Origin of the sequence: Candidatus Tisiphia endosymbiont of Thecophora atra (genome assembly GCF_964026395.1) — a bacterium.
GTDB lineage: Bacteria > Pseudomonadota > Alphaproteobacteria > Rickettsiales > Rickettsiaceae > Tisiphia.
Genome location: NZ_OZ032145.1, coordinates 1,081,080 through 1,105,187, shown reverse-complemented (window position 1 = coordinate 1,105,187; position 24,108 = coordinate 1,081,080). Strand labels below are relative to the sequence as shown.

The 24,108-nt window shown below is 30.5% G+C and carries 17 protein-coding genes and 2 pseudogenes; 13 read left to right on the top strand and 6 right to left on the bottom strand.

Features of this window, described 5'->3' with window-relative positions; all coding sequences use genetic code 11:
• Window positions 1–58: 58 nt before the first annotated feature.
• Window positions 59–271: a hypothetical protein gene (locus AAGD45_RS05330; RefSeq protein WP_341760928.1), complete on the bottom strand. Its 213-nt coding sequence runs from the start codon at window positions 269–271 to the stop codon at window positions 59–61.
• Window positions 272–595: 324 nt separating this feature from the next.
• Here AAGD45_RS05330 and AAGD45_RS05325 point away from each other — a divergent pair, with 324 nt between their 5' ends.
• On the top strand, window positions 596–1,657 hold the full coding sequence (locus tag AAGD45_RS05325; protein WP_341760927.1) for a zinc-dependent alcohol dehydrogenase family protein: 1,062 nt from the start codon (window positions 596–598) through the stop codon (window positions 1,655–1,657).
• Window positions 1,658–1,927: 270 nt separating this feature from the next.
• A complete protein-coding gene (locus AAGD45_RS05320; protein ID WP_341760926.1) occupies window positions 1,928–2,239 on the top strand; it encodes a hypothetical protein in 312 nt (103 codons plus the stop codon).
• Here AAGD45_RS05320 and AAGD45_RS05315 read toward each other — a convergent pair.
• The 3 genes and pseudogenes from AAGD45_RS05315 to AAGD45_RS05305 form a co-directional block, all read right to left on the bottom strand.
• Window positions 2,232–2,741, bottom strand: a complete 510-nt coding sequence (locus AAGD45_RS05315; protein WP_341760925.1) for a GNAT family N-acetyltransferase — start codon at window positions 2,739–2,741, stop codon at window positions 2,232–2,234. The two genes, AAGD45_RS05320 and AAGD45_RS05315, sit on opposite strands and share 8 nt — an antisense overlap.
• Before the next feature lie 3 nt (window positions 2,742–2,744).
• Window positions 2,745–3,041 carry a DUF1778 domain-containing protein gene (locus tag AAGD45_RS05310; RefSeq protein WP_341760924.1) on the bottom strand — a complete coding sequence of 99 codons (297 nt, stop codon included), beginning with the start codon at window positions 3,039–3,041 and terminating at the stop codon, window positions 2,745–2,747.
• A gap of 81 nt (window positions 3,042–3,122) precedes the next feature.
• Window positions 3,123–3,269 (bottom strand): annotated as a pseudogene (locus tag AAGD45_RS05305) (transposase); the annotation flags it as partial.
• Window positions 3,270–3,490: 221 nt separating this feature from the next.
• Here AAGD45_RS05305 and AAGD45_RS05300 point away from each other — a divergent pair.
• From AAGD45_RS05300 to AAGD45_RS05280, 5 genes are all read left to right on the top strand, one after another.
• Window positions 3,491–3,829: a hypothetical protein gene (locus tag AAGD45_RS05300; protein ID WP_341760923.1), complete on the top strand. Its 339-nt coding sequence runs from the start codon at window positions 3,491–3,493 to the stop codon at window positions 3,827–3,829.
• An 879-nt stretch (window positions 3,830–4,708) separates the two neighbouring features.
• Window positions 4,709–5,425 (top strand): recombinase family protein, encoded by a 717-nt coding sequence (locus tag AAGD45_RS05295; protein WP_341760922.1) that lies wholly within the window; start codon window positions 4,709–4,711, stop codon window positions 5,423–5,425.
• 1 nt (window position 5,426) lies between these two features.
• Window positions 5,427–6,101: a hypothetical protein gene (locus AAGD45_RS05290; RefSeq protein WP_341760921.1), complete on the top strand. Its 675-nt coding sequence runs from the start codon at window positions 5,427–5,429 to the stop codon at window positions 6,099–6,101.
• A gap of 122 nt (window positions 6,102–6,223) precedes the next feature.
• Complete coding sequence (locus AAGD45_RS05285) at window positions 6,224–7,894, top strand: IS1634 family transposase (RefSeq protein WP_341760920.1); 1,671 nt, start codon at window positions 6,224–6,226, stop codon at window positions 7,892–7,894.
• Window positions 7,895–7,979: 85 nt separating this feature from the next.
• Window positions 7,980–8,288 (top strand): AAA family ATPase, encoded by a 309-nt coding sequence (locus AAGD45_RS05280; protein WP_341760919.1) that lies wholly within the window; start codon window positions 7,980–7,982, stop codon window positions 8,286–8,288.
• A gap of 166 nt (window positions 8,289–8,454) precedes the next feature.
• On the opposite strand, the gene AAGD45_RS05275 is transcribed toward AAGD45_RS05280, so the two are convergent.
• Complete coding sequence (locus tag AAGD45_RS05275) at window positions 8,455–8,721, bottom strand: transposase (protein WP_341760918.1); 267 nt, start codon at window positions 8,719–8,721, stop codon at window positions 8,455–8,457.
• Between the two features lie 20 nt (window positions 8,722–8,741).
• Window positions 8,742–9,122, bottom strand: coding sequence for a transposase (locus AAGD45_RS05270; protein WP_341760917.1), 381 nt, complete (start codon window positions 9,120–9,122; stop codon window positions 8,742–8,744).
• Between the two features lie 91 nt (window positions 9,123–9,213).
• On the opposite strand from AAGD45_RS05270, the gene AAGD45_RS05265 reads away from it, so the two are divergent.
• The 6 genes and pseudogenes from AAGD45_RS05265 to AAGD45_RS05240 all read left to right on the top strand — a co-directional run bounded on the left by AAGD45_RS05265 (window position 9,214) and on the right by AAGD45_RS05240 (window position 24,092).
• Complete coding sequence (locus tag AAGD45_RS05265; RefSeq protein WP_341760916.1) at window positions 9,214–14,820, top strand: AAA family ATPase; 5,607 nt, start codon at window positions 9,214–9,216, stop codon at window positions 14,818–14,820.
• Window positions 14,821–15,038: 218 nt separating this feature from the next.
• Window positions 15,039–17,270 (top strand): tetratricopeptide repeat protein, encoded by a 2,232-nt coding sequence (locus AAGD45_RS05260; protein ID WP_341760915.1) that lies wholly within the window; start codon window positions 15,039–15,041, stop codon window positions 17,268–17,270.
• Between the two features lie 299 nt (window positions 17,271–17,569).
• A pseudogene (locus AAGD45_RS05255) lies at window positions 17,570–17,957 on the top strand (helix-turn-helix domain-containing protein).
• Window positions 17,958–18,196: 239 nt separating this feature from the next.
• Complete coding sequence (locus AAGD45_RS05250; RefSeq protein WP_341760914.1) at window positions 18,197–19,537, top strand: hypothetical protein; 1,341 nt, start codon at window positions 18,197–18,199, stop codon at window positions 19,535–19,537.
• On the top strand, window positions 19,534–21,765 hold the full coding sequence (locus tag AAGD45_RS05245) for a tetratricopeptide repeat protein (protein ID WP_341760913.1): 2,232 nt from the start codon (window positions 19,534–19,536) through the stop codon (window positions 21,763–21,765). The genes AAGD45_RS05250 and AAGD45_RS05245 overlap by 4 nt, the downstream gene beginning before the upstream one ends.
• 101 nt (window positions 21,766–21,866) lie before the next feature.
• The gene (locus AAGD45_RS05240; RefSeq protein WP_341760912.1) at window positions 21,867–24,092 is read left to right on the top strand and encodes a tetratricopeptide repeat protein; all 2,226 of its coding nucleotides are present in this window, start codon (window positions 21,867–21,869) and stop codon (window positions 24,090–24,092) included.
• The last annotated feature ends 16 nt before the right edge of the window (window positions 24,093–24,108 follow it).

Below are 24,108 nucleotides of genomic sequence, written 5' to 3'. Positions count from 1 at the left end.
TCAAGCACTAATAACCATTGTTCAGCATCAATTCCAGCCAACCTAACCAGTAACTTGGCTAAGGATGTGTATGAAATTCACATTTGGCAAAAAATCTCTGTAATTTCTTATAGCGTGATTCTTGCTTGTCTCCTTTTATCGTTAAGGCAAGTTGTGTAAGATTTACATCTCTCACTTGCAGTAATCCTAATATTATTTGTTCTATTAATTTTATACTTGCAAAACTATTAAAAAAGTAGTCTCCTATTAATTGTGATAACGCTGTAATCATTCTCTTGCCTTCTAACAAACTGTTCTAATAGTTTGTTTATGTTTTTACATAATACGTAGCATTTTGTTTGCTGCTCTTAAGTCTTTAACAACCTAACTAATAGAGCTTTGTCTACGCGTTATCTACTATTTTTTATTCTCTCCTTAATCTCTTTGTCCTGTACTGAGATAAAATACAGATAAAAAATATTTAATTTTTTTAAAAAGATAATTGCTGTTAACTGAGACCCTAGAAAGCCACAACAAAAAACAGGGGGTATAATTTTAAAAATATTCATCTTTTAAAATTTAGAGATTAAATAGAAAATGGAGTGAGAAATTGACTATGAAGAATTTTAACCTACCCCAAACCTATAAAGCAGTCATGTATAATTTGTTTGGTAATCCGTCTGAGGTATTAAAAATTGCTAGATTGGAAATACCAACACTTCAGGATAATGAAATATTAGTTCAAATGCATGCATGTGCTATTAATCCTTCGGACTTACTAACTATTAGAGGAAGATATCCTGACAGAGTAGAGTTCCCTAAAATAGCTGGTTTTGAAGGAGTTGGGACTGTTTGTGTTGCTGGTAATGCTAATAATAATCACCTAATTAGTAAAAGGGTACTGGCGTTAAAAGGAAAAGGCACTTGGCAAGAATATAACATTATTCCAGCTCAAGAAGCTATTTTAATACCTGATGAAATTGATAATCGAACAGCAGCACAATTATATATTAACCCTCTCACTTGCTGGTTAATGTTAGTTGATAAATTAAAAATTGATAAAAGTGACACTCTTGTAATAAATGCTGGAAATTCAATTTGTGGACATATTATTGCTGGTTTTTTTAAAAGCTTGGGTTTTGATTTGATTTCAATTGTAAGGAGTGTTGAGAATAAAGTTAAACTGGAACAACTTGGTTTGAAGAAAGTGATTAACTCAAACGAAGAAGATATTACTAAGGCTATTTTTAAATTTACAAATAACAAAGGGGTTGATTATGCTTTAGATGCAATTGGTGGTGATGCAGGAGCAACACTGTTAAAAGCAGTTAATCCTGGTGGTAAATTCTTGCAATATGGTTTAATGTCTGGACAACAACTTCCAGCCTCTTTCTTTACTGACGCAATGGAGAAAAATGTACAATTTGAATTTTATCATTTGCGAGATTGGGTGTATAGTGAACCAGTAAACTATAGACAGCAAATATTTAAACAAATGATAAAGAGTTTTGTTATGGCAGATATAAAAATGCCTATAGATACTGAGTACAATATAGATCAAATTGCAGAAGCTGTTACTATGGCAGAATCCGAGGGAAGAAATGGTAAAATCCTACTTAATTTTGAGCTTAATACAAGTAGCGATACCGCAGAAAAATGCATGTACTATTGTTGGTGAGAACTATGAAGTATATGATTCATAAGGGAGTTTGGGCTTGTGTAATTCATAGACCTTGTTACAAATAGTAAATAATATTGATGCAATTAAAAAGGTATCTATTACACTAGAAAAGAGCATGTTTTGCTTACAACAATATCACGGTACTCAAATGAAATCTTAAATATTATAGAAAAGATTTCTTGTATATAGGTGAATTTGCAAAATTCTTTTTGCAATATCTATGCCGATTGTAGTAATCTACATTATAGATAGCTGCATTACAAATATATGAAAACTGTTTTACCTGAACGCTCCCTGATAATTCAAGAAAGACTTGATAATATTGTTAGAGAAATTCTAAATGTATCAAAGCATAAGATTGCGATGATTATTTTATTTGGCTCTTACGCTAGAGGAGATTGGGTACAAGATAAGTATAAAAAAGGTCACATTACCTATAGCTATCAAAGTGATCTCGTAAAGAAATTTAATTTTCTATCCCATAACCGCATACTAAGCCTGTTTTATGGCACAATTTTGATCCTATCCATCTCGAAGATAAGTAGCTACAACTATAAATACCCGTATTACCTCAACTAAAAATCTTTGTTATAACAGTCATTGGTAAAAACAATTTATTAGGAGTATCTATAAACTGAATGAATCCATAATTTTTGTAAAAACTTGCTGCTTTGGAATCTTTAGCATCAACTATAGCGGCAAAAGCCGCTATTTCTGATTTGAATACTCTATAAAGACTATCCATTAATAAATATTCACCTATTTTTTTACCTTGATAATTTCTATCTATAGCAAATCTTCCAATAAGTACTGCTGGAAGATATGGATAATGTGGTAGCTTTTTTATATAATTTTTGTCTAACTTAGTGATATCAATGTAACTTGAAGATAATGTATAATAACCAATTACTTTTTTATCGTTATCATCATTAAAAACACACACAAATACTGAAGCTAAATGTCTTTTGATATCTTGGATAGCATAATTAGTTAAATACTTGTTTAAATACTCTACCCCACAATCAAAGTTGAGTAGAGTGTATGATCTATCAAAAGAGGTAACATAAAACTGATTTTTCATGTGCTAGCTGGTAATAGATAATTTAAACCTTCCTGCTGCAGTTTTTAGCTTATCATTGGGTTCAATATTGTTGATAATTTCTTGGGCAAATAACGTCATATCTTTTAAAGTTAGATTAATCAGAACATGCTCTTTGATGATAGATTCCGCTTCTTTTTTGCTACTAGAGACAATGAAATTAGTTAAATTTGTCCCTTGAATTTCTGCTGCCTTAATAAATAATTGTTTTAGCTCAGGGGCAATTCTTGCTTCTAATCTTACATATTCTTGTTTAACAGTTTTAGAATTATTTTTTGTCATATAGCCCTATCAATATGATAATTAGATGGTACGGCAAAACGCCGTATTAGTCAAGAGTTATTTTTTAATTTGTCAATAACATTAAAAAATAATTACAGGGTAAAAGTAAGGATTTAAATCTAGTGAATACGGTGGTAAGAAAATAATGGTACAATCAACTGATTCTATCAACTCCTTTATCTTTTAGGACTTGTGGAAACTAGCATTATCCATAACTACAACCTGTCCTTCAACTATTTAATTAAAAACACATAATTATAACCAAAGTCAATAAAAAACTTTCATTGACTTTAGTCTAGTATCTTCTAAAATTACTAGTAGAATAATTGCAAAGTTATTCTAATATGGGACTTTGTTATCCACTCTTTTTTCTTTTGATGAGGTAAATATATGAAATTTATTAAAGTTATCAAAAAACTATAAGTAGAAAAAATGTTGAGAAAATAAATTTGGGAAATAACAACATAGGAGATGAAGGAGCTAAATATATAGCACAAGTCTTACAACACAATAACACTGTCACTACAATATATTTAGATGATGACAACATAGGAGATGAATTACTAAAAGGTATAAATAAACTGTTAAAGAAAAACAAATTACAAGCCACAGAAGCATTAAAGATCGACCAAACAATAGACTCTAGTTTTCATGATCATCTAGACAGTATAAAATGTTTGTTAAAAAGCAAGGATGTTAGCTCAACAACTAAGCTAGAAATGATACAAGAAATTCACCAGTTATATAATGAAGAATCATTGCCTTTACTTGGTATTAGTGAGTTGTAGTTGTGTAGGTTGGATTTTGGGGTTCAAGACACAAATCCACAACTATCGAAAGTTCGAAGGTATAGCGGGTTTTAGAGGATTTGCATAAGTAAAAAAGTAGATATAATCAAGTATTAGTTAAAAGATACACCGACTATAGTAAAATACATTGAATTAGGTGACAAAAACATAGAAATAGCTTCGAATAATTTACTAGTTTCTTATATCTTGGAATCCAAAGCACAAATCCCCGCCGATAAACTAGGATGATAGTGTAACTTGGTAATATGTAAATTGTAACGAACTATTGACCCGCCAAACCAAACTAAAAAATTAAATGAATTATAGTTTTTTGATCAGATTTTAACCATTATTAAAATATTTTTTCGTCTAAAGACACTAATAATCGTTTAGCTGCCATAAGATCACTACAATTTATTTGTTATGACTCAATTGTATCATATCTGATACAGAATATCAATAAGGGGATCGATGTAAACAGTGGTATTCGGTTAAGTTTTTAACTTATCTATTATTTTAAAGCAAACCCATATAAATAAAAAAGCCCATATTTAGACTTGGAGAGTAATAATCAAAAGTACTCCAAAAATACGCAAGAATACTAAAATGCGTTGTGCGAGGCTTAAAATAGCTAAATAGGGGTATCTATGACAAAGCACTTGATAAAGTTACTCCTGATACGAGTTAAAACAATTATTTTTACAATAACCTAAAATTATTAATGCTAAAAAAATGTTACACTTGGCTCTAATACTGGGGTTACTTGGATAATTTAATGCAAACTCAACTTGACTTATCCAGTATTTGATCTATCTCTGAATGCATAATACTTATTAATTTAAACTCTAATTTATTATTACTATTATCAAAGGGAAAAATATGACAGACTCAGCACAAAAAGGCATAATTTTAGTTCGTGTTTCAACAAAAGAACAAGAAGAAGGACACTCTATCGAAGCACAAAAACACAGATTGTTGGAATATTGCCAACGCAAAAACCTAGAAATTATCCAAATCTTTGAAATTATCGAATCTTCCAGCAGAGGTAATCGCAAACAATTTAAAGAGATGATCAAATTTGCTAAAAGCCATAGAGAAACAATTGCTATAGTTGCTGATAAAGTAGATCGAGTACAAAGAAGAATCTCAGAAATTTCATTATTGGAAGAACCAATAAAAGCTGGTAAAATAGAATTACACTTTAGAACAGAAGGTTATGTAATAAACAAAGATTCTCAATCCCATGCAAGGCTAATGTGGGGGATGAACGTATTAATGGCACAATCTTACGTTGATAGTTTAAGTGATAACGTTAAAAGGAGTCTAGATCATAAATTACGTAAAGGACAATGGATAGGTCCAGCACCCCTTGGGTATCTAAATAGCAGAGACGCAAGTGGCAATAGTATAATAATTCTTGATCAGTCTAGAGCTTTTATTATCAAAAAACTATTTGAAGAATATGCGAGCGGGGTCTATACTCTTAGGTCTATGGTAAACATGGCTAAAGAATTAGGCTTAAGAAGTAAAAAGAATTGTCACCTAAATAAAACTGTTATACATCGTTTAATACAACAACCAATTTTATTACGGTGAAATGAGAGTAAAAGGAGAGATGTGGTCACATGGTTATCAACCTATTATAACAAGAGAGATTTTTATGGCATGTAAAGATGTACGTTTAGGCTGGAAGAAGAAGCCATTCAAATATGGTGGGAAAGATTTTCTCTTTAGAGGATTAATCACCTGTGCTGTAACTGGCAAAATGGTAACATCTGAAATTCATAGTAAAACATATCCAAACGGTAAAGTGGATGAATGGATATATTTAGCTACTTGGGATCCACAGAACTTAGACAAGAAAATATATATAAGGGAAGATGAGGTTTTAAAGCAAATAGAAGAGGTTTTTAAAAGAATAGGTATAAGAGACCCGGAAATGCTAAAAGAGCCCCTTGCATACCTAAGAAACACTAATGAGCTAAAAAAAACTGAGCATGACCAAGCAACCTCTATGTTAAAGAAAGAACATACCGAAAATGAGAATAGATTAAATTCATTAATAGATTTGCGACTCAATGGAGAACTTAGCACAGAAGAATTTCAAAGAAAAAAACAACAATTAAAAGATCGTCAATATGAAATTGATCGTTTACTAAAAACTTATGATGAAGCAGACGATAAATTTACTGATACCGCTACAACGCTAATAACTCTAGCATCTCCTGCCTTCCGCAGATTTTTTGATATTAGTTGTTATAAGTGGCATTAGTAAGGAGGTGAAGTGGTACTCTCGTTCTGTTGTGCCTAGTAGATATTTTATTATTGACTTTAACTGCGATGTTGTTTATTATTTAATTAATTGAATATAGCCCCATATTTTATAGCCCTAATATGTACATACGTCATAAAAAAAGTCCTAATAGTCCAAGGCAATCTATCCAAATAGTAGAAGGTTATCGTGATAGTAACGGTAACGTCAAACAGCGTATAGTACGTCATTTAGGAGTCTTCGTAGATGAAGTAGAAGAAGCTAAATTAGTTGCCATAGCACAAGATTTGATTGCCAAGATTAAAGCTGAGAGAGAAGCTGCAACTGGGCAGGGGAATTTGTTTACTGATGATACTAACAAGGTTAAAAGAGGTCGTCCAACTAACAAGCAGTTAAAAGATATTCTACCTGTTAATGAAGTAAAACTAAATGAGGTTGTAGAAGTCAAGCGAGTTGTTGAAGGAGTGCATCAAATAGGAGGGCATGTTTATGATCAAATGCATTTTAACCAGTTACTAGCAAGGAAACGTGACGCTGGGATGCTGAAGGATTTAGTGTTAGCCCGTATGGTAAGGCCAGATAGTAAAAAAGGGATAGTTGAGTATTTAAGCGATCAATTTGACCAGCATCATGATCTAGATGCTACTTATCGGATGATGGACAAATTACATGAGCAAATACCTAAAATTAAAGAATTATGCTTTAAAAACACCCTAACCTTGATTCCTAATAAAGAGATTAGCCTAGTATTTTTTGATGTTACTACACTATACTTTGAATCAGTAGAAATAGATGAGCTAAGAGCCTTTGGCTATAGTAAAGATCATCGCTTTAATACTACCCAACTAGTTCTTGCCCTAGCAACTAATGAGGATGGATTACCACTTGGCTATGAGCTATTTAGTGGTAATACCGCAGAAGTTAGCACCTTAATTAAATCAATTAACAGCTGGCAAGCGTATCTTAAAGTTAAAGATGTCTGTTTTATTGCTGATCGTGCAATGTTTAGTAAAGCTAACTTGCAAGCTCTCGATGAAGGTGGTTATCGTTATATTGTGGCAGCAAAGCTTAAAACACTCAAGAAAGAAAAGAAAGAAGAAATATTATCAGAGGAAAACTATAAGCCTACTGTTATAGGCAATGATCTTACTTGGATTGCCGATCTAGAGCATGATGGTAAACGTCTAATTACCAGTTATAAATCTAAAAGGGCTATTAATGATGCACAGGAGCGACAAAAAATTTTAGATAAAATTAATAAGACTATTGGTGAGTCTGGTAGTACTAAAAAACTTATATCTAATAGTGGAGTAAAAAAATATACTTCTAGTGAAAATGGCAAGAGCTATATTGACGCAGAGAAGATAGAGCAGGATGCGTTGTGGGATGGCATACATGGGGTAATCACCAATGACCAAACTATAACTCCACATGAAGCAATAGCAAAATATGCTAGATTATGGGTAATTGAAGAGCAATTTAGAATCAATAAACATAATTTACAAATGCGTCCAATTTTTCACTGGACTAAACAAAGGATAGAAGCACACATAGCTGTGTGTTATATGAGTTTTGCAGTGCTTAAAACTATAGAATACAAGGTTGCTCTGACCCAAAAGATCAGTGTAACTAACATCGTTGAATTATTAATATCAGTACAGGCTTCAATCTTAAGACATACAAAGACTGGTGATCTTTATAGACTACCAAGTGCAATAAAAAACGAAGCTAGAAAAATCTATAAAACCTTTAACATCAAGCGTTCAGACCATGCTGAAATATATTTAAAATAACAAAATAATGTTGTGCCTAAATTTTAAAAATCCTAGCACTATGAGCCTTCTAAGCTTATGCCTTATTAAAAAATGCGGAAGTCGGGTGCGGGAGATAGTAGGTCAATATAACAAGGCGGGTTACAGGGTAATAGGAACAGCCCCAAGTAGTACTGCTGCACAAGTTCTAGCAAGTAGTACGGGTATTGAATCAAAGAATACAGCACTACTGCGTAAAGAATGGCAAGAAGCTAAGGGGCAAACGTTTGAGTTAATGCTGCGTTCTGATTATTATAAGGAAATAGAATATCAACCTCAAGGCAGAATAGAGACTAGTTTGAGTTTGTATCAAAATATTAGTAGAGAGTTAGATGATAAGACCATATTAATCATAGATGAAGCTAGACACTGTTAACAAAGGTTTCGAAGATTTATTTTAATAGCAGCAAAAGCAATAAAAGACAGGAAGGAAAGATCATCTTTTTCATAACGAAGTCCAAGACGCCTGTTTTCTTTAATCTTACCAAAAAATCTTTCTATTGCTCCTTCTAACAAACTGTTCTAATAGTTTGTTTATGTTTTTACATAATACGTAGCATTTTGTTTGCTGCTCTTAACTTATATTTTTCCTTGTCATATATAATCTCTATCTTCCTATTCTTTCTTCCGGGAATTACCGGTATATTATTTTGTGAAACAAGATTCTGACGATTTTTATTACTATCATATCCACGATCTTGAATAACACAGCACCCTACAATTCCTGCACTTAACTCTTCTGCCATAGCAATATCATTTCTATTCCCTCCTGTCAGGAATCCTTCTACTATATGCCCTTGTACTGTCATCGTAAGGTGCAGCTTCGTACTCATTCCTCCCTTGCTCTTCCCCTTGCTTTGACTCCCCCTTTTAAGCCGCCGCCATGTCGGTGCACCTTGAATATACTGCTATCTGAGATAACTATATTAATCGTTATCTTCTTGCTACACTGTAGAAGCATTAATATCTTCCACCATATTCCTCTTTCACTACCTCGTTTAAAACGTTGATAGATAGTATGCCAGCAACCATAACATTTTGGTAAATCTCTCCATGGTACGCCAGTTCTCAGCACATACATTATTGCACAAAATACTCTGTAATGACTTATTTGAACAGGTCGACCCTTCCAAATATAATTCTTCTCTATAATTGGCTCTATTTCTTTACGGAAAAAATCAGCCTTAATAGGATATAATCGTTGATCCATATATATCTCCTTTTTAAGACCATTCTATCCTATTCTTACTTTCTTTTCTATACCTTTGTTAACAGTGTCTAGTATGGTCGAGTTGGCAAATATGGACTATTTATTAAGTACAGTATTAAAGTCAGGGTCAAAAGCGATAATAGTGGGTGATAATAATCAGTTTGCTGCAGTTGGTATGGCTGGGGCTTTTAAGAAGATTTGTACTGTTGCAAAGGTAAGTACATTAACTGAAGTGATGCGTCATAAACACCAAGACGACTGGACTATGAGACTACAAAGGCAAGCTACCAAGCTAATGGGTCTTTATAAGATAGAAAAAGCATTAGAGATTTATCAAGGGCTTGGAGTATTTAATATTTATGACAATGTACAAGTAACTAAAGAAGCGTTAGTAACAGATTATATTAATGAGTATTTAGAGCAAGCCAAGAATTTAGCTAGAGATGATTTAGTATCGATTAGGTCGATAGTAATAGGTGCTTATACTAATGTGTCTGTGAATTATTTTAACATACAAGTTAGAGAAAAGTTAAAACAGGCTGGTATTTTAAAGGGACTGAGTGGTAATTTTAAATCTGGCTATGAGATGATAGAATTGTTGCGAGGTGAGCAAATAGTTTTTACCAGTAACAAGGCAGAATACAAGGGGTTTAATGGAGTGCTAAATGGCGAGGTAGCAACAGTTATAGATTTTAATAATCCCAATAAGTTTGGTCTTGGCTGCGTGCAATTGCTAGTACATAAAGCTGATGGCAGTAAGAAGATAGTCAAGATTGATACATCTGACCCACTATATCCTGTTCAATTTCAATATGGTTATGTAGTTACTGGATATAAGCTAGAAGGTGAGACAGTGGACTATATGAAAATATACCATGAAGCTATTATGGGTTATGAAGCATTTAATGTGTTGATGAGTAGGTTTAGATATGAGGTAAAACTGTATGGAGCTAGAGATGTATTAGAAGATATAGTTTATAGAAGAGTGGAAGAGGATGCGGCAAAAGGACGGGAACGGTTTAGTATAGAATCATATACCTATAAGGTATCAGGTGGAAAAGATTCAAAGTTAGTTAGGGAAGAAATACCTACTTGGTATATTGGTTTAATGTTAGGGGTCAGTAGAAGAGTAGATAATAATTTAGCAATTGATTACCGTAAGCTTGATAATTTAACCCCTAATCAACAAGTAATTAAGAATTATTTAGACTCTAGACGAGAAGTATTTGATTTACGTGGTAAGATGCAAGAATGGCGAGAGCGTCAAGAAATGCCTATTAAACTAGTTGGACTATGTGTGCTATTTAAGCAAAGTGCTAATGTCGAGATACAGAATGTTAGAGAAATTATTATAGACCCGTATGATTTAATGTTTAATAGAGAGGTTGATGAAAAGATTGATAGTAAAGATATTAGTAGTAAAAAAATATTATGGGCAACATTATCAAAAGAGAAGCGTAATCAGCTTATTTGGCAATATCTGTCAGAGTATGATAGGGAGGAACTAGAAACTATCTATAAGGAACTACAAGAAGCAAAGGCAAAGTTGCAAGAACATGCTAAAATTATTTGTGATAATTATCATGGTAGTGTCAGTATTAAAGACGCAGGAGGTAGCGATGTTAAGGATCAAGTAAGGATGGGTGATAGACTTATCCAGCTTAATTTAAATTATCAGACAATCCAAAAACATGCCGGCTATTCAACTTATAAATACTTCTTGAACAACATCAATCAAGGAGCAACATTAATTACAAATAATCATTGGGGACAAATGGTGGAGATTTGTCATGGTTTGCATTCCACCCAAAATGATAGTACTGACTCCTTAAATAATACAAACTTGATAAATATCTTTACCACTAATTTGGCTAATCTCAATGAATTTATTACTGAAACCAAGCTGTTACTAACAGAGAGAACTGAACTATTAGAAAAGACTAGTATAGAGCATCAAGAGATAAAAAAAGAACTAGCAGAAATAATTACTTATCGGGAAAAATTATTCCCTGAATTCTTAAGTCGTATATATAAAACTCCTGTATCAAAAATACTGCAGAAATGGCAAGATTTGTTAGTAGAATGCCGGTATGAGCAATTAGCAGATACCATTTCTAAAGTAAAGAAAAATCCTAAATTACTGGGTAATTTTAGAGGTATTGGCTTTGGTAACATTTTGGGTATTAGCCAGCGTCGGAAAGATGCTATTAACAATTTTGAGGTCATAGCTAAAAGGTTCAGAAATTATGAGCAAGGTGCAATTAAAGCACAAGAACTACAAAATAAACTAACAACAGGAAACTATCTGAAGTTACTTGAGAGCTTATCAGCAGAAATAACGTCGTTAACTGCTAGTTTGCCTAATAAATATGAACAGAGCTTTTTGGATCAGCTTTACCTTTTACAAAAGGAGGGAAAACTAACTATAGAAAATTTGGCAGCACTAGCAAAAGAAGATGATCTACAAGGGCTTATTTATGAATATTATAACTATATTAATGATGCAGAACTAGCTAAATTAGCTATATCCATCTCGGCTGATATTCAAGGTGAAGATCAGAAAGAAATAACTAGCAACAAAATAGAGGAAGTAAGAGACGGTAAAGTTAGACTAGAAACTAACAAATATGATAGCATTAATGCAGCTAGGAATGAGAGATTAGACTTCAATGAAGTTATCCAAAGTTTGAGTGAATATAATTATCGTAATATTTTTGAAAGCTATGCTAGAAGGATTAATAGTGATGGCAAAAATTTTAAAAGGAGTGGTGCTGAGATTAGCCTTGGCAGTTTGAGTATGAATTTAAGGAAAGGATTATGGATTCGTCATAGTACTGGAGAGGGAGGCAATATATTTTCTTTTGTTCAGAAGGCTCTTAACTGCAGCAAATTAGAAGCATTAGAGCAAGTAGCCTCGATATCTGGTATTAGGGCTAGAGCAAATAATTATCATAATGATAACTACAGCAGCAATAAGCAACTACAAGGAAGTGATGGATATGAAAAGATAGTGACACAACCAATCAATGAATGGTATGCACAGCCTTACGTCCCTGAATCTGCACCTAAATTCGATCCTAATATTCACTTGGCTGGTATACTGAAAAGTAATACTATTGCAGGCATCTATTATTACAGAAATGATAAGAGCCAGCTAATAGGTTTAACGGTTAGACTGATAAGTAACCAAGATGGAACGAAGCAAGTACTACCAGTGAGCTATTGCCAAAATGAATCATTAAATAAAGAAGCTTGGTGGTTAAAGGGTTTTAGTGATAATGGTTATAAACCGATCTATCATATAGAGAAAATAACAGATGAGCAGAAGAGTAAATTAAATACTACTATATTAATAGTGGAAGGTGAGAGGACCTGTGATAAAGCCCAAGAATTACTGCCCGAATATATTGTACTATCTTGGTTGGGTGGTAGTAATTCGGCAGATAAAGCAAATTGGCAGCAATTGCGAGGTAGAAGAGTAGTTATTTGCCCTGATCATGATCAAGCCGGCATCAAAGCGGCTAGAACAATATGCCACATGATTAATGAGGCTAATGGTCATATTGGCAATGTAACTATCATTGACCCAAGTCAACTAGAGTTTAATGGTACTATCCATACCGACATCTTACTAGAGAAATGGGACTTGGCTGACCAATTACCAGTAGGTTGCAATATAGACAATATCAGGGAAGCTATTATAAATTGTCAGCAGCAAAATAGTTTCTTATCTTATAGTTACTCTATGGCTGCAAGACTACAACAATTACTACCACAGAAAGCACTAGCGATAGGGGAAAGAATATTGTGGCAAGCTAGAAGTAGCGGTACTATCCTAGCCATAGAACACATAAGACAAGAAGCTGCAAAAGAAGTCAGCTGGCAAGAGAAGCTTACCTCATCAGAAGCTAACTATTACATGAAATATGCTGAAACTACCAAAAAAGATGGGAGTAAACATGAATTTTTAGGATTACAAGATAGCCTATACCGAGATACACTAGTTGCTATAGCTACGAATAGCAAAATCAAAGATAAAGAGTGTCTAGAATTACCAAAATTAATAGCAGAACTGCAACATGAGTACGAGCAAAAACAAAGAGCTTTAAGTTATGACAGTAGTGGTCGTAGTTTTGGTGATGATGATCATTATCAATCTTACATTACAAGTTTAGAATCTTATGATACTGATAGGGTAGAACTATATCATATTATGGTCAGGGATGTAAGCTTGCTACATCAAGAACAATTAATTGGGATAAAGGGTAAAATAATTAAAGCTTACCAAAGATCCATAGAGCAAACAGTATATCAGCAAATTAAAACTTATCAAATAAGGCAAGCGAGAAATCAAACAAGTAATAAACTAGATTACGATGATAAGGTAAAAATATCTAGTAAAATATATGATAGTCTTTGTAGTAGTAAATGGTGGCAAAGTTTAGTAGAAAAAGATATAACCTACGTACAAAAACTACAGCAAAAAGTTCAAACAAAACTGGCTAAGAATAATAGTTATGAGAGAAGAATAGAGGAAATAGTAGAAAAATATAAAGGACAAAACCCTGAATTAGTAAATAAATGGACTTCAGAGTTAGAAGAACTAAAAACATATAGTGCAGATAGTTTAAGTGACATTATTAAGATAGGGGAGGAAAAAGGCTTAGAACAAGCATCTAAAGAAACTGTTAACATTAATGATAATAAAAATAGAGAGTTAAAAATAGTACTTGAAGTGTATAAGGATAGGATAGATGAAATACAAAAATTTAATGATAAGTTCAATGTAGAGAATCTAAAGCATCAAATAAAGCCATTAAAATATAACGATATGGTAAAGGCGGTAGATAAAATACGGGTCGATAGTTTTAGAGATTGGATAATTCCACAATTTAATAAAATAGAGAAGGAACGGCAAGAATTACAACAAGTTAATGGATTACTGAATAGCCTAGAGCAAGAGAGGGACTTAAGTTTAAAGATGGGTAAGGACTATCAAAGTTTAACTTATCGTATATCAGAAGAAATGGAAGAAGAGAGCATCAATGATAAAAGGAGAGTGTATGACTGCCAGCCTGATCTATTAGAGAATATTAAAAGGGATAGTTTATATATAGCAAAGCATAATATATGGGAAGAAGAACTGTTAATTAGGGAATTAAAACGAAATACTTCAGAGTTAAAGGATAGAGTAGCACCATTAATGTTTAAATTTAGTCAACAACATTGTAAGAAGCAAATTGAACAAGATATAAAAATAATAAAAGAACAAGGGATATTAATTAAAGAAAATAAACAACAATTTAAAACCGTGCAAAGTTATTTAAATAACTTAATGAATAATCAGGAAATAAGGTCTTATATAAGAGGGGCTGATTTTGAAATAATGCTAGTGGAAGGAATAAAAGATACAAAGAAAGTAGCTGTGCTAACAAGGCAATTATATAAAGAACGTCAAGCACATGTACTAAAAGAATTGAGTCCTGAAATACAAGAGCTTAAAGAACATGGGATGATAAAAATTAACAATAATACTTATGATGCAAAATCTTATTTAGAATATAGGATGAATGATAAGCTAATTGGTCCTTATTTGAAGAATACAGAAATAGAAAAAAGATTAACAGAGATATATAGACAAAAACAACAGCTAGATCAGCAAAAACAATCAGAGCTAACACGGGAAAAAATAATATAATGAAGATGTAAATAACTCCTACTTCAAGAGTTGTGAACACAACTCTTGAAGTAGGAGAAGTATACTACATTACTAAAAGATAAGACGTTTTATTATCTTATTTTGAAGCATTGAAAATGTTTACTAAATCGATGTCTTGGGGGATGCTATCGCATCTGTTGTAAATGGTAGAAAAATTAGGTATAGTCAAATAAAAGATATATGCAGAAGCTCAGTGTATGAAAAAATTTTTAACATTATTTATATTACTAATTATTTATAGTAATACTTTTGCTCAAGAACAAGTATCTAATTTAATCACTCCAGTTAGTTATTTTGTCAACCATGAGCAACAACTTAAGACTATTAAGGACAATTTAAGTAAATATAAACAAACAAGTTTAGTAGGTACTAGCGGAATAGGCAAGACTCAGCTATCTAGGATGTATGCTTATGAAAATAAAAATAATTATGATCTTATTTGGTTTTTTGATTGTAACCTTGATTTGAACGAACAATTTGTTAAGTTAGCTAAGCAGCTAAATAGCACTAGAAAAACTAATATATCTGAAGAAGTTGCTTTAGCAAAAAAAGAAGTAATATCATATTTAACTTCTACTAATAAGTGGTTATTGGTGTTTGATAATTTAAAAGTTAATGAAAATAAAAAAGTACAGGATTTAATTGATTGGGAACATAATGGTCATGTCGCGTTTTGTTCGCAAGATAATGAAAAGTTACCTAATATTATAGCAATGACCCTACTTGATAGACCTACTATTGTAGCTTTAGCTAATAACTTATTAGACAACAAGGATAATAATAGTATCGAATTTTTAACGCAATCTTTTAGTGGTTACCCAATATTGATAGTGCAAGGAACTCAATTGCTTAATAAAATTAAAGGTTTAGATAAAGAGGAATATAAAAAGAAAATTTATCAAGCGACTGATAAAATAGCAACAAATATTAATATGGTTATTCAACAATTAAAACCAAGTGCAATAAAGTTGCTGAATAAAATAGCTTTATTGAACAATCAAAGTTTTTCAAAACAATTACTTACTGCCATCACTGATAATCCGGATACCCTTAATGACGATATATATCAATTATCTAAATTTATGCTAATAACTAATATTAATTCTAATGATAATAACCCTATTTTTGAAATGCATGACATAGTTAGCAATAAAATAATGGAACTAAATGGTGATAATAATAAAATATATTTAGAAAATATTATTGCCAAATTACCTAAACCTACAAGAACTCTCTCAGGATATTTGTGGAGAACCGCTCAGACTATAGCAGAAAACTTAGAAATTATTCTTAAAAATTCTGAAGGATATAATATTAACATATATACAATACTTAAATTAAGAAGTGAGTTATTACTTTTATATATAAACGTTGGTGATAATAGCAAAATCCAGCAAATGGTTGATTGGTTTAATCAAAAAAATCAACAAATTAAATTATGGCAAATGCCTGAGAATTACAAATTTTATTACAGTAGATATTTAGGGGCAATAGGAATCTATAATAGGTTAATAAGAAATTTTGAAACAGCGATTTCTTATTTTACTAAATCATTAGAAATTTTATATACACTTGATAATGATGAAGGCAATGATGCTCTAAAATTTAATTTAATTCATCAAATATGTATAACGTATATAAACATAGGTGAGATAAAATTGGCTGAAGAATTACTTAAAAAGATTGAAAAATTAGCAACACAAGAAGTAGAACATATATATACAATATATTTTTTAAAGGCTTACTTATTTTATACACAAGGAAAATATAACGAAGCTTTAGAATATAGAGATCAAAGTATTGAGCTTCTTATAAAAAATGGATTCCATGCTAATGGCTTATACCTTAACAGAATTTATATTTATAGAGTAATGGTACTGAATTGTCTTGGTAGATATCAAGAAGCTTATGCTCAAGCTCAACAATTATATAACACATCTAAGAAACTCATAGGGTATGATTATGATATTAAATTTTCATGTATTTATACAGAAATGGCAAAAAGTAAATTAGGTTTAGGTAAAGTATATAAAGCTTCTGAATACATTAATAAGGCTATATTGTTAGCAGAGGAAAACAACAATTCGGAGAACATAAATTATTCTAAAAATTTTGATTTAGCAGCTACTTATGTAGTACAAGGTGATATTTTGTTTGCCCAAGATAGGCTTAAGCAAGCTATGGAATCTTATAAAAAAGCTTTTGTTATATATCATTATTTATATGGCAATAGAAGTAAAAATGTTGCTCAAGTAAGTGAATTATATAACAAAGGGGCAAAAGCCGCCTGTAAAAGCAAAGATTTATATAATTATAAATTCTTTGGCAAGCCACAAATTAAGGAATTTGGCATACACCATCCTAACACAGTTGATATGTTTGAATATTGCAAACAATATGACATGGATTTGTGGGGCAAAAATCATTAAGGAGATATAAGCTGCGTGATTTATATAGGTCTAGGACTAAGGATCATCAGATTTTAAACAACTTGCTAAAGATGAGATGGGTTGCTATTTTTAGCCTTACCCCAATTACGATTATAAATTTGGAGGAATTGTGACAAACAACAAATTAATTATATATCAAAGAAAAAAAATAAGGCTACTTTTTATAATAATAAATTAAGTTATTGACACGTTAAGTAACTTATCGTAGCATAATCTAGAAAACTTGAAGAGTATAATGAAGGCTTTTAAGATATGATACAATCAATGTTAAAAAAATGATATCAAGAAAAAATTACTATTTACATAAGATCGATCAACTTATTGGAGAAAAGATTTATTCTCTAAGACTTGCTAAAGGATTGTCACGACAACAACTGGCGCATATAGTAGAAGTAACGAGGCAGCAGTTACAAAAATACGAAAGGAGCATTAATAGAATATCAATAGATAGATTAGTTCTTATTGCTAAAGCACTAGATAAAAATTATAGAGTATTTTTATAAAGATTTAGAAGATACTGATATTGTACAGCTAATATTTATTGAAAATCAGCATATGTACATAGAGGTTTCAAAGAATTTTATGAAAATTCGTAGTTCAGAGCAACAGCAAGCGGTTAATGCATTGATACGATATTTAATTACTAAAGAAGTTGAAACATCATAAAGTTATAATAATTAGTAATAGTACTTGAAAAACAAGATATGGAATAAGAGAAAGCGATAAACAGACACAAGATTTACAACAACTAGTATATCTTGTTAAAATTAAATCGGATATGATTTTTAAATGCATATAGACGGGAATATGCCTAGATTATAAATACATGTTATTGCCATCTATATGAGGTTTGAGTTTGAAGAGCAATAGATATATTGAGTACAAGTTTGGTTCAAACTAATATCATGCAACAATTAATACAGCAATTCAAATCGTTCATTATTGCTATTATTGTTTTTTTATTTTTTAATATTGGTTTTTATATTTACCTTTTACATCTACAAAAAGAAAAGGAAAAATTAATGCTTGCTGGTTATTTAGATAGTGTTGGTAGTTTATTATCTCATGATTTGACAACAGTCTTCAACAAATCTAGCTATAATAAAACCTTTTTTTTATTTAAAAATTTTTCAAGAACAAATAATGGTATAAGCGAGAATACAATAAAAACCACACCATATACAATTTCTATTAAAAATTCAGCAGAGGAGTTTATATTTGATTTACAAGAACTAAAGGATAATTTAAATAAAATATTTCCCCATTACATAGGTTATGCAATCATAATCAATGATTATAGTGTTGCATTTGGTCTAGACTATAAAAAAAATTTAAATGTAAAAAAAGATTATCAAATTGATTTAAACACAGTTTTGACCATAAAAGTAGGAATTAACAAAAATTCTAAATTTTATCCTTTAAACAATAATAAAGTGTGCCAATATACTTTTATAACTGTCGTTTTGACTTTTTTAATTTGCTCATTGTTTTTGTATGTTTACCTCAGAATAAAAAAAAGAAGGGAAGAGAGACTGTATATATTAGAGCATGATTTATACGAAGAAAAAAAGATTAATAGTACATTGCTGAGCAACAAAAGAATTAATCAAAAACTAAAGAAGCTCTTTATAAAAAAAGCAACCGAGATGTATATCAAGCAAGAAATGGGTATAAGTGATAAGAAAATAATTCAGAATATATCCCCAAGTAACTATTTATTTCCAATGTGCTTATACGATACATCTCCTGAAAAAATAGATATAGTAAATTTAACTAAGTATTTAGAAGAATATTTTTCTCCTTATTTTATTACAATAGCCTTAAAGGTACAAACTAATATAGACACAATTAATATTAATTGTACGACCGAAGTTTTTTATCAGTTAATTTTTAGCCTTATTTTTAATTTAATGGAATTTATGGATAGGCAGAGTGAAATTCCTAAAATAATGGAAATAAGTTTTACTAACAAAAAAGTTATTATTAAATATGACAGTTTTCCTTTAAACGAAAAAAGAATGGTGGATTTATCTGAAACTATAGTGTTAGAATATATGGATGTATTTCTACTTAGTTGTCGTAAAATATTCAAATCTCTAAAAGAGCATAAGTTTAAGTACAGTGTATCTTCTGATGATGAATCTAATATAGTTGAAATTACTTATCCTATAATAATAGATAAATCCGTACAAAAACAAGTGTTAGATTTTACTAAATATGTGAATAATATTAGAAAGAAAAAATGAAAAAATATTTATTAATAATAATATTAGTTATGTCCAGTATTTCACTTGCTCAAGACCAAGTATCCAATTCTGTTGTACCGGTCACTTATTTTATTAATCACATCAAACAACTAACTCTACTCAAGAATAATTTAACTAAATATAAACAAGCCAGTGTAGTAGGTGTTAGTGGAATGGGGAAGACTCAGCTTGCGAGAATGTATTCTTATGAGAACAAACAGAATTATGATATTATTTGGTTTATTGACTGTAACTTAGATATTAATGAAGAATTGTTGAAGATAGCAAAAACTATTAATAGTACTTTTAAATCTAATCTAATATTAGAAGATATAACCTTAGTAAAAAAAGAACTAATGGCTTATTTATCCAGTAAGGATAAATGGTTGTTAATATTTGATAATTTAAAGATAAAAGAAAATCATAAGGTACAAGAATTTGTTAATTGGGAACATAATGGTCATGTTATTTTTGCTTCCCAAGATAGCGAGGGATTACACAGTATAATTAATATGACAGCATTTGATAAGCAAGATGCTATTACTCTTGCCAATAATATTTTAGAAAATAATAATCCAAAATCAGCAGAATTTCTAGCACAAGAATTTGTTGGTTACCCTATCCTTATAGTACAAGGGGTACAATTATTGAACCAAGTACCGGGTTTAAACCAAGAAGAATATAAAAAGAGGATACGAGATTCTGCTGATAAAATTAAATTAAACATTACTCTAGCAATTAAGGAATTAAAGCCAAATGCTAAAAAATTACTAAATAAAATAGCACTAATCAATAACCAAGGTTTTTCTAAGGATCTACTAAGAATTATTACTGATGACAAGAATACTATTGATGATGATATTTATCAACTGTCTAAATTTGCTTTAATTTCTAATACCGATCCAAATGAAACCAATCCTGTTTTTGAAATGCATGATGTTATTGCTAATAAGATAATGGAGATAAATGGAAATAAGAATAATAAAGCTTTTTTAGAAGACATTGTTACTAAATTAATGAACTCTATACCAAGTAGTGTGGTAAAAGCCCATATTTTTAGGAATGCAAAAACAGTGTCTGAAAATCTTGAAATAATCAAAAAAAATGAACAAAAATACAATATCAATGTATATAAACTTATGGAGTTAAATTTACAATTAATAATAAAATATATTAATTCTTTTGATTTCTATAAGGCAACAGAACTAATTAATTGGTTTAATAAAAATGATCAGGATGGAAAATTCAAGTTATGGTTAATGAACAATAATGAAAAGCGGGTATACGCAGCGTATTTACATATAATAGGACAGTATGGACAATATGGATATTATAGAAGTTCCGATAATAAGACAGCGATTGAATATTTAGTAAGAGCAAAAAAAGTATTAGATAACGTACAAGGATATGACACTTTAAAATTTAATGTATTTTTCAATTTAGCAATGTCTAATATTGTATTAGGGGATATTCAAGAGGTAGAGAAAAATACTCAAATTATCGATCGGATGTTTAATGAAGGTTCTGTTGACAAAATAGATATACCAATGCTGTATTTTGTTAAAGCTAGATTATTTTTTATACAGGGAAAATATCTTGAGTCATTAGAACAAGCTAATAAAACTATGGAGGCATGTATAAAAAATGGATTAAACCAAGATGATCTATTGCTTACACATCTTTATTTATTTAAAGCTGAGGTGTTAAACATCCTTGGACAATATAAAGAGGCCTATGCTCAAGTTGACAAGTTATATGATATGCATAAGCCATCTAAAAAGGAAGACCATGAAGTATTTGGTCGAATCTTTACTGAGATGTCAGGAGCAGAACTGGGATTAGGAAATATTAGGAAAGCTTTAGAATATGCTCAAAAAGCTAAAAATATATTCATTAATGATCCAACTAAAAAAAATACTAATCTTACGGAATTACAAGACCTACGTTTGGCGAAAGCTTTTGTTGTTGAAGGAGATGCGTTAGCGGCTCTTGGTCAAAATGAGAAAGCAGCTGAATCCTATGCTTCAGCAGAAGTATTATATTATAATAATTATCGGGACAATATGAAAAATGTCGATGAAGTAAGCTACCTGTATTGGGCTGCAGCAAAAGCAACTTGCAATTTACCAAATAAATTTTGGTATATAAAATTTAGCACCCAACTCATAGAAAAATTTGGTGAAAACCACTTTAGAAGTATAGATCTTTTGAGTAAGTGTAAAAACTAATAACAATTTGATGTAGAAGTTATTTGTACCACAATAATAAATAATTCGAAGTAAACACAAGGATAAATATTATATTTTGCTAAATATATTAGAAAGAAAAAATGAAGAAATATATATTAATAATAATGGTATTAATAATGCCTTATATATCAGTTGCTCAAGCAGAAATATCCAATCTTGTTATACCAGTAAGCTATTTTGTAGATCATGTTAAACAATTAACTTTAGTTAAGAATAATTTGATCAAATATAGACAAACAAGTCTCGTTGGCATTAGTGGTATGGGCAAGACTCAGCTTGCGAGAATGTATGCCTATGAGAATAAAAATAATTATGATCTCATTTGGTTCATTGATTGCAATTTAGATATTAATGAAGAGTTTCTAAAACTAGCAAAATCAATTAATGAAAAAGCTAAGACTAATTTAATATCAGAAGATGTAAGAACAGCAAAAAAAGAAGTATTGTCTTACTTATCTAGTAAGAATAAATGGTTGTTAGTATTTGATAATTTAAAGATCAAAGAAAATCATAAGGTGCAAGAATTTGTTAATTGGGAACATAATGGTCATGTTATTTTTGCTTCCCAAGATAGTGAACTATTACCTAATACAGTCAAAATGATGGCATTTGAAAAAAATGATGCTACTACTCTTGCTAATAATATTTTAGAAAAAGATGATCCTAAACTAGCAGAGTTTTTAGTTCAAGAATTTAGTGGTTATCCTATATTGATAGTACAAGGCACACAGTTATTGAACCAAGTACCGGGTTTAAATCAAGAAGAATATAAAAAGAGGATACGAGATTCTGCTGATAAAATTAAATTAAACATTACTCTAGCAATTAAGGAATTAAAGCCAAATGCTAAAAAATTACTAAATAAAATAGCACTAATCAATAACCAAGGTTTTTCTAAGGAACTACTAAGAATTATTACTGATGACAAGAATACTATTGATGATGATATTTATCAACTGTCTAAATTTGCTTTAGTAGCTAATATTGACTCAAATGAAACCAATCCTGTTTTTGAAATGCATGATGTTATTGCTAATAAGATAATGGAGATAAATGGAAATAAGAATAATAAAAATTATTTAGAAGACATTGTTACTAAATTTACTGACTCTGTACCAAAGAACACAGTAAAAGCGTATATTTTTAGAAGTGCTAAAACAGTGCATGAAAATTTAGAAGTAATTTTAAGAAATGCGGAACTATATAAGATAGATATACATGTACTATTGGAAGTAAATTTACATTTACTAATAGACTACGTTTATTTTTTGGATTGCTGTAATTCAAGAAAATTGGTTGATTGGTTTATTGCAAATGATAATAATAATGTATTTAAATTATGGCTAATGAATAATAATAAAAAATATAATTATACATCTTATCTAGAATTAGTAGGTACATATTATAGAAATAACAATTCTGATTATAATACAGCAATTTACTATTATACAAAAGCACAGAAAGTGTTTGAAAATATAGATGGTTATGAATCTACTAAATCTAATATAATTTATTATTTAGTTATATCCAATATTATGTTAGGAAAAATTAAAGAAGCAGAAGAAAATATACAGATTTTGAAAAATTTGCTTAACACTGGCTTAACCGGTAAAAGTGATAATATATTTATATATTTTGCAAGAGCAAATTTATTATTTGTACAAGGAAAATACCTAGAAGCATTGGAACAAACTAAAAAAACTATAGAAGTATGTATTAACAATGGATTACAGCCTGAGGATTTATTTTTTATAAATCCTTATGTACTTAAAGCTGAGATATTAAATATTCTTGGACAGTATAAGGATTCTTATGCACAAACTGAGCAGTTATACAATATGTGCAAATCATCTAAAAAAGATGATCATGAAGTATTTGGTCGAATCTTTACTGAGATGTCAAGAGCAGAACTGGGATTAGGAAATATTAGGAAAGCTTTAGAATATGCTCAAAAAGCTAAAAATATATTCATTAATGATCCAACTAAAAAAAATGCTAATCTTACGGAATTACAAGACCTACGTTTGGCGAAAGCTTTTGTTGTTGAAGGAGATGCGTTAGCGGCTCTTGGTCAAAATGAGAAAGCAGCTGAATCCTATGCTTCAGCAGAAGTATTATATTATAATAATTATCGGGACAATATGAAAAATGTCGATGAAGTAAGCTACCTGTATTGGGCTGCAGCAAAAGCAACTTGCAATTTACCAAATAAATTTTGGTATATAAAATTTAGCACCCAACTCATAGAAAAATTTGGTGAAAACCACTTTAGAAGTATAGATCTTTTGAGTAAGTGTAAAAACTAATAACAATTTGATAAAA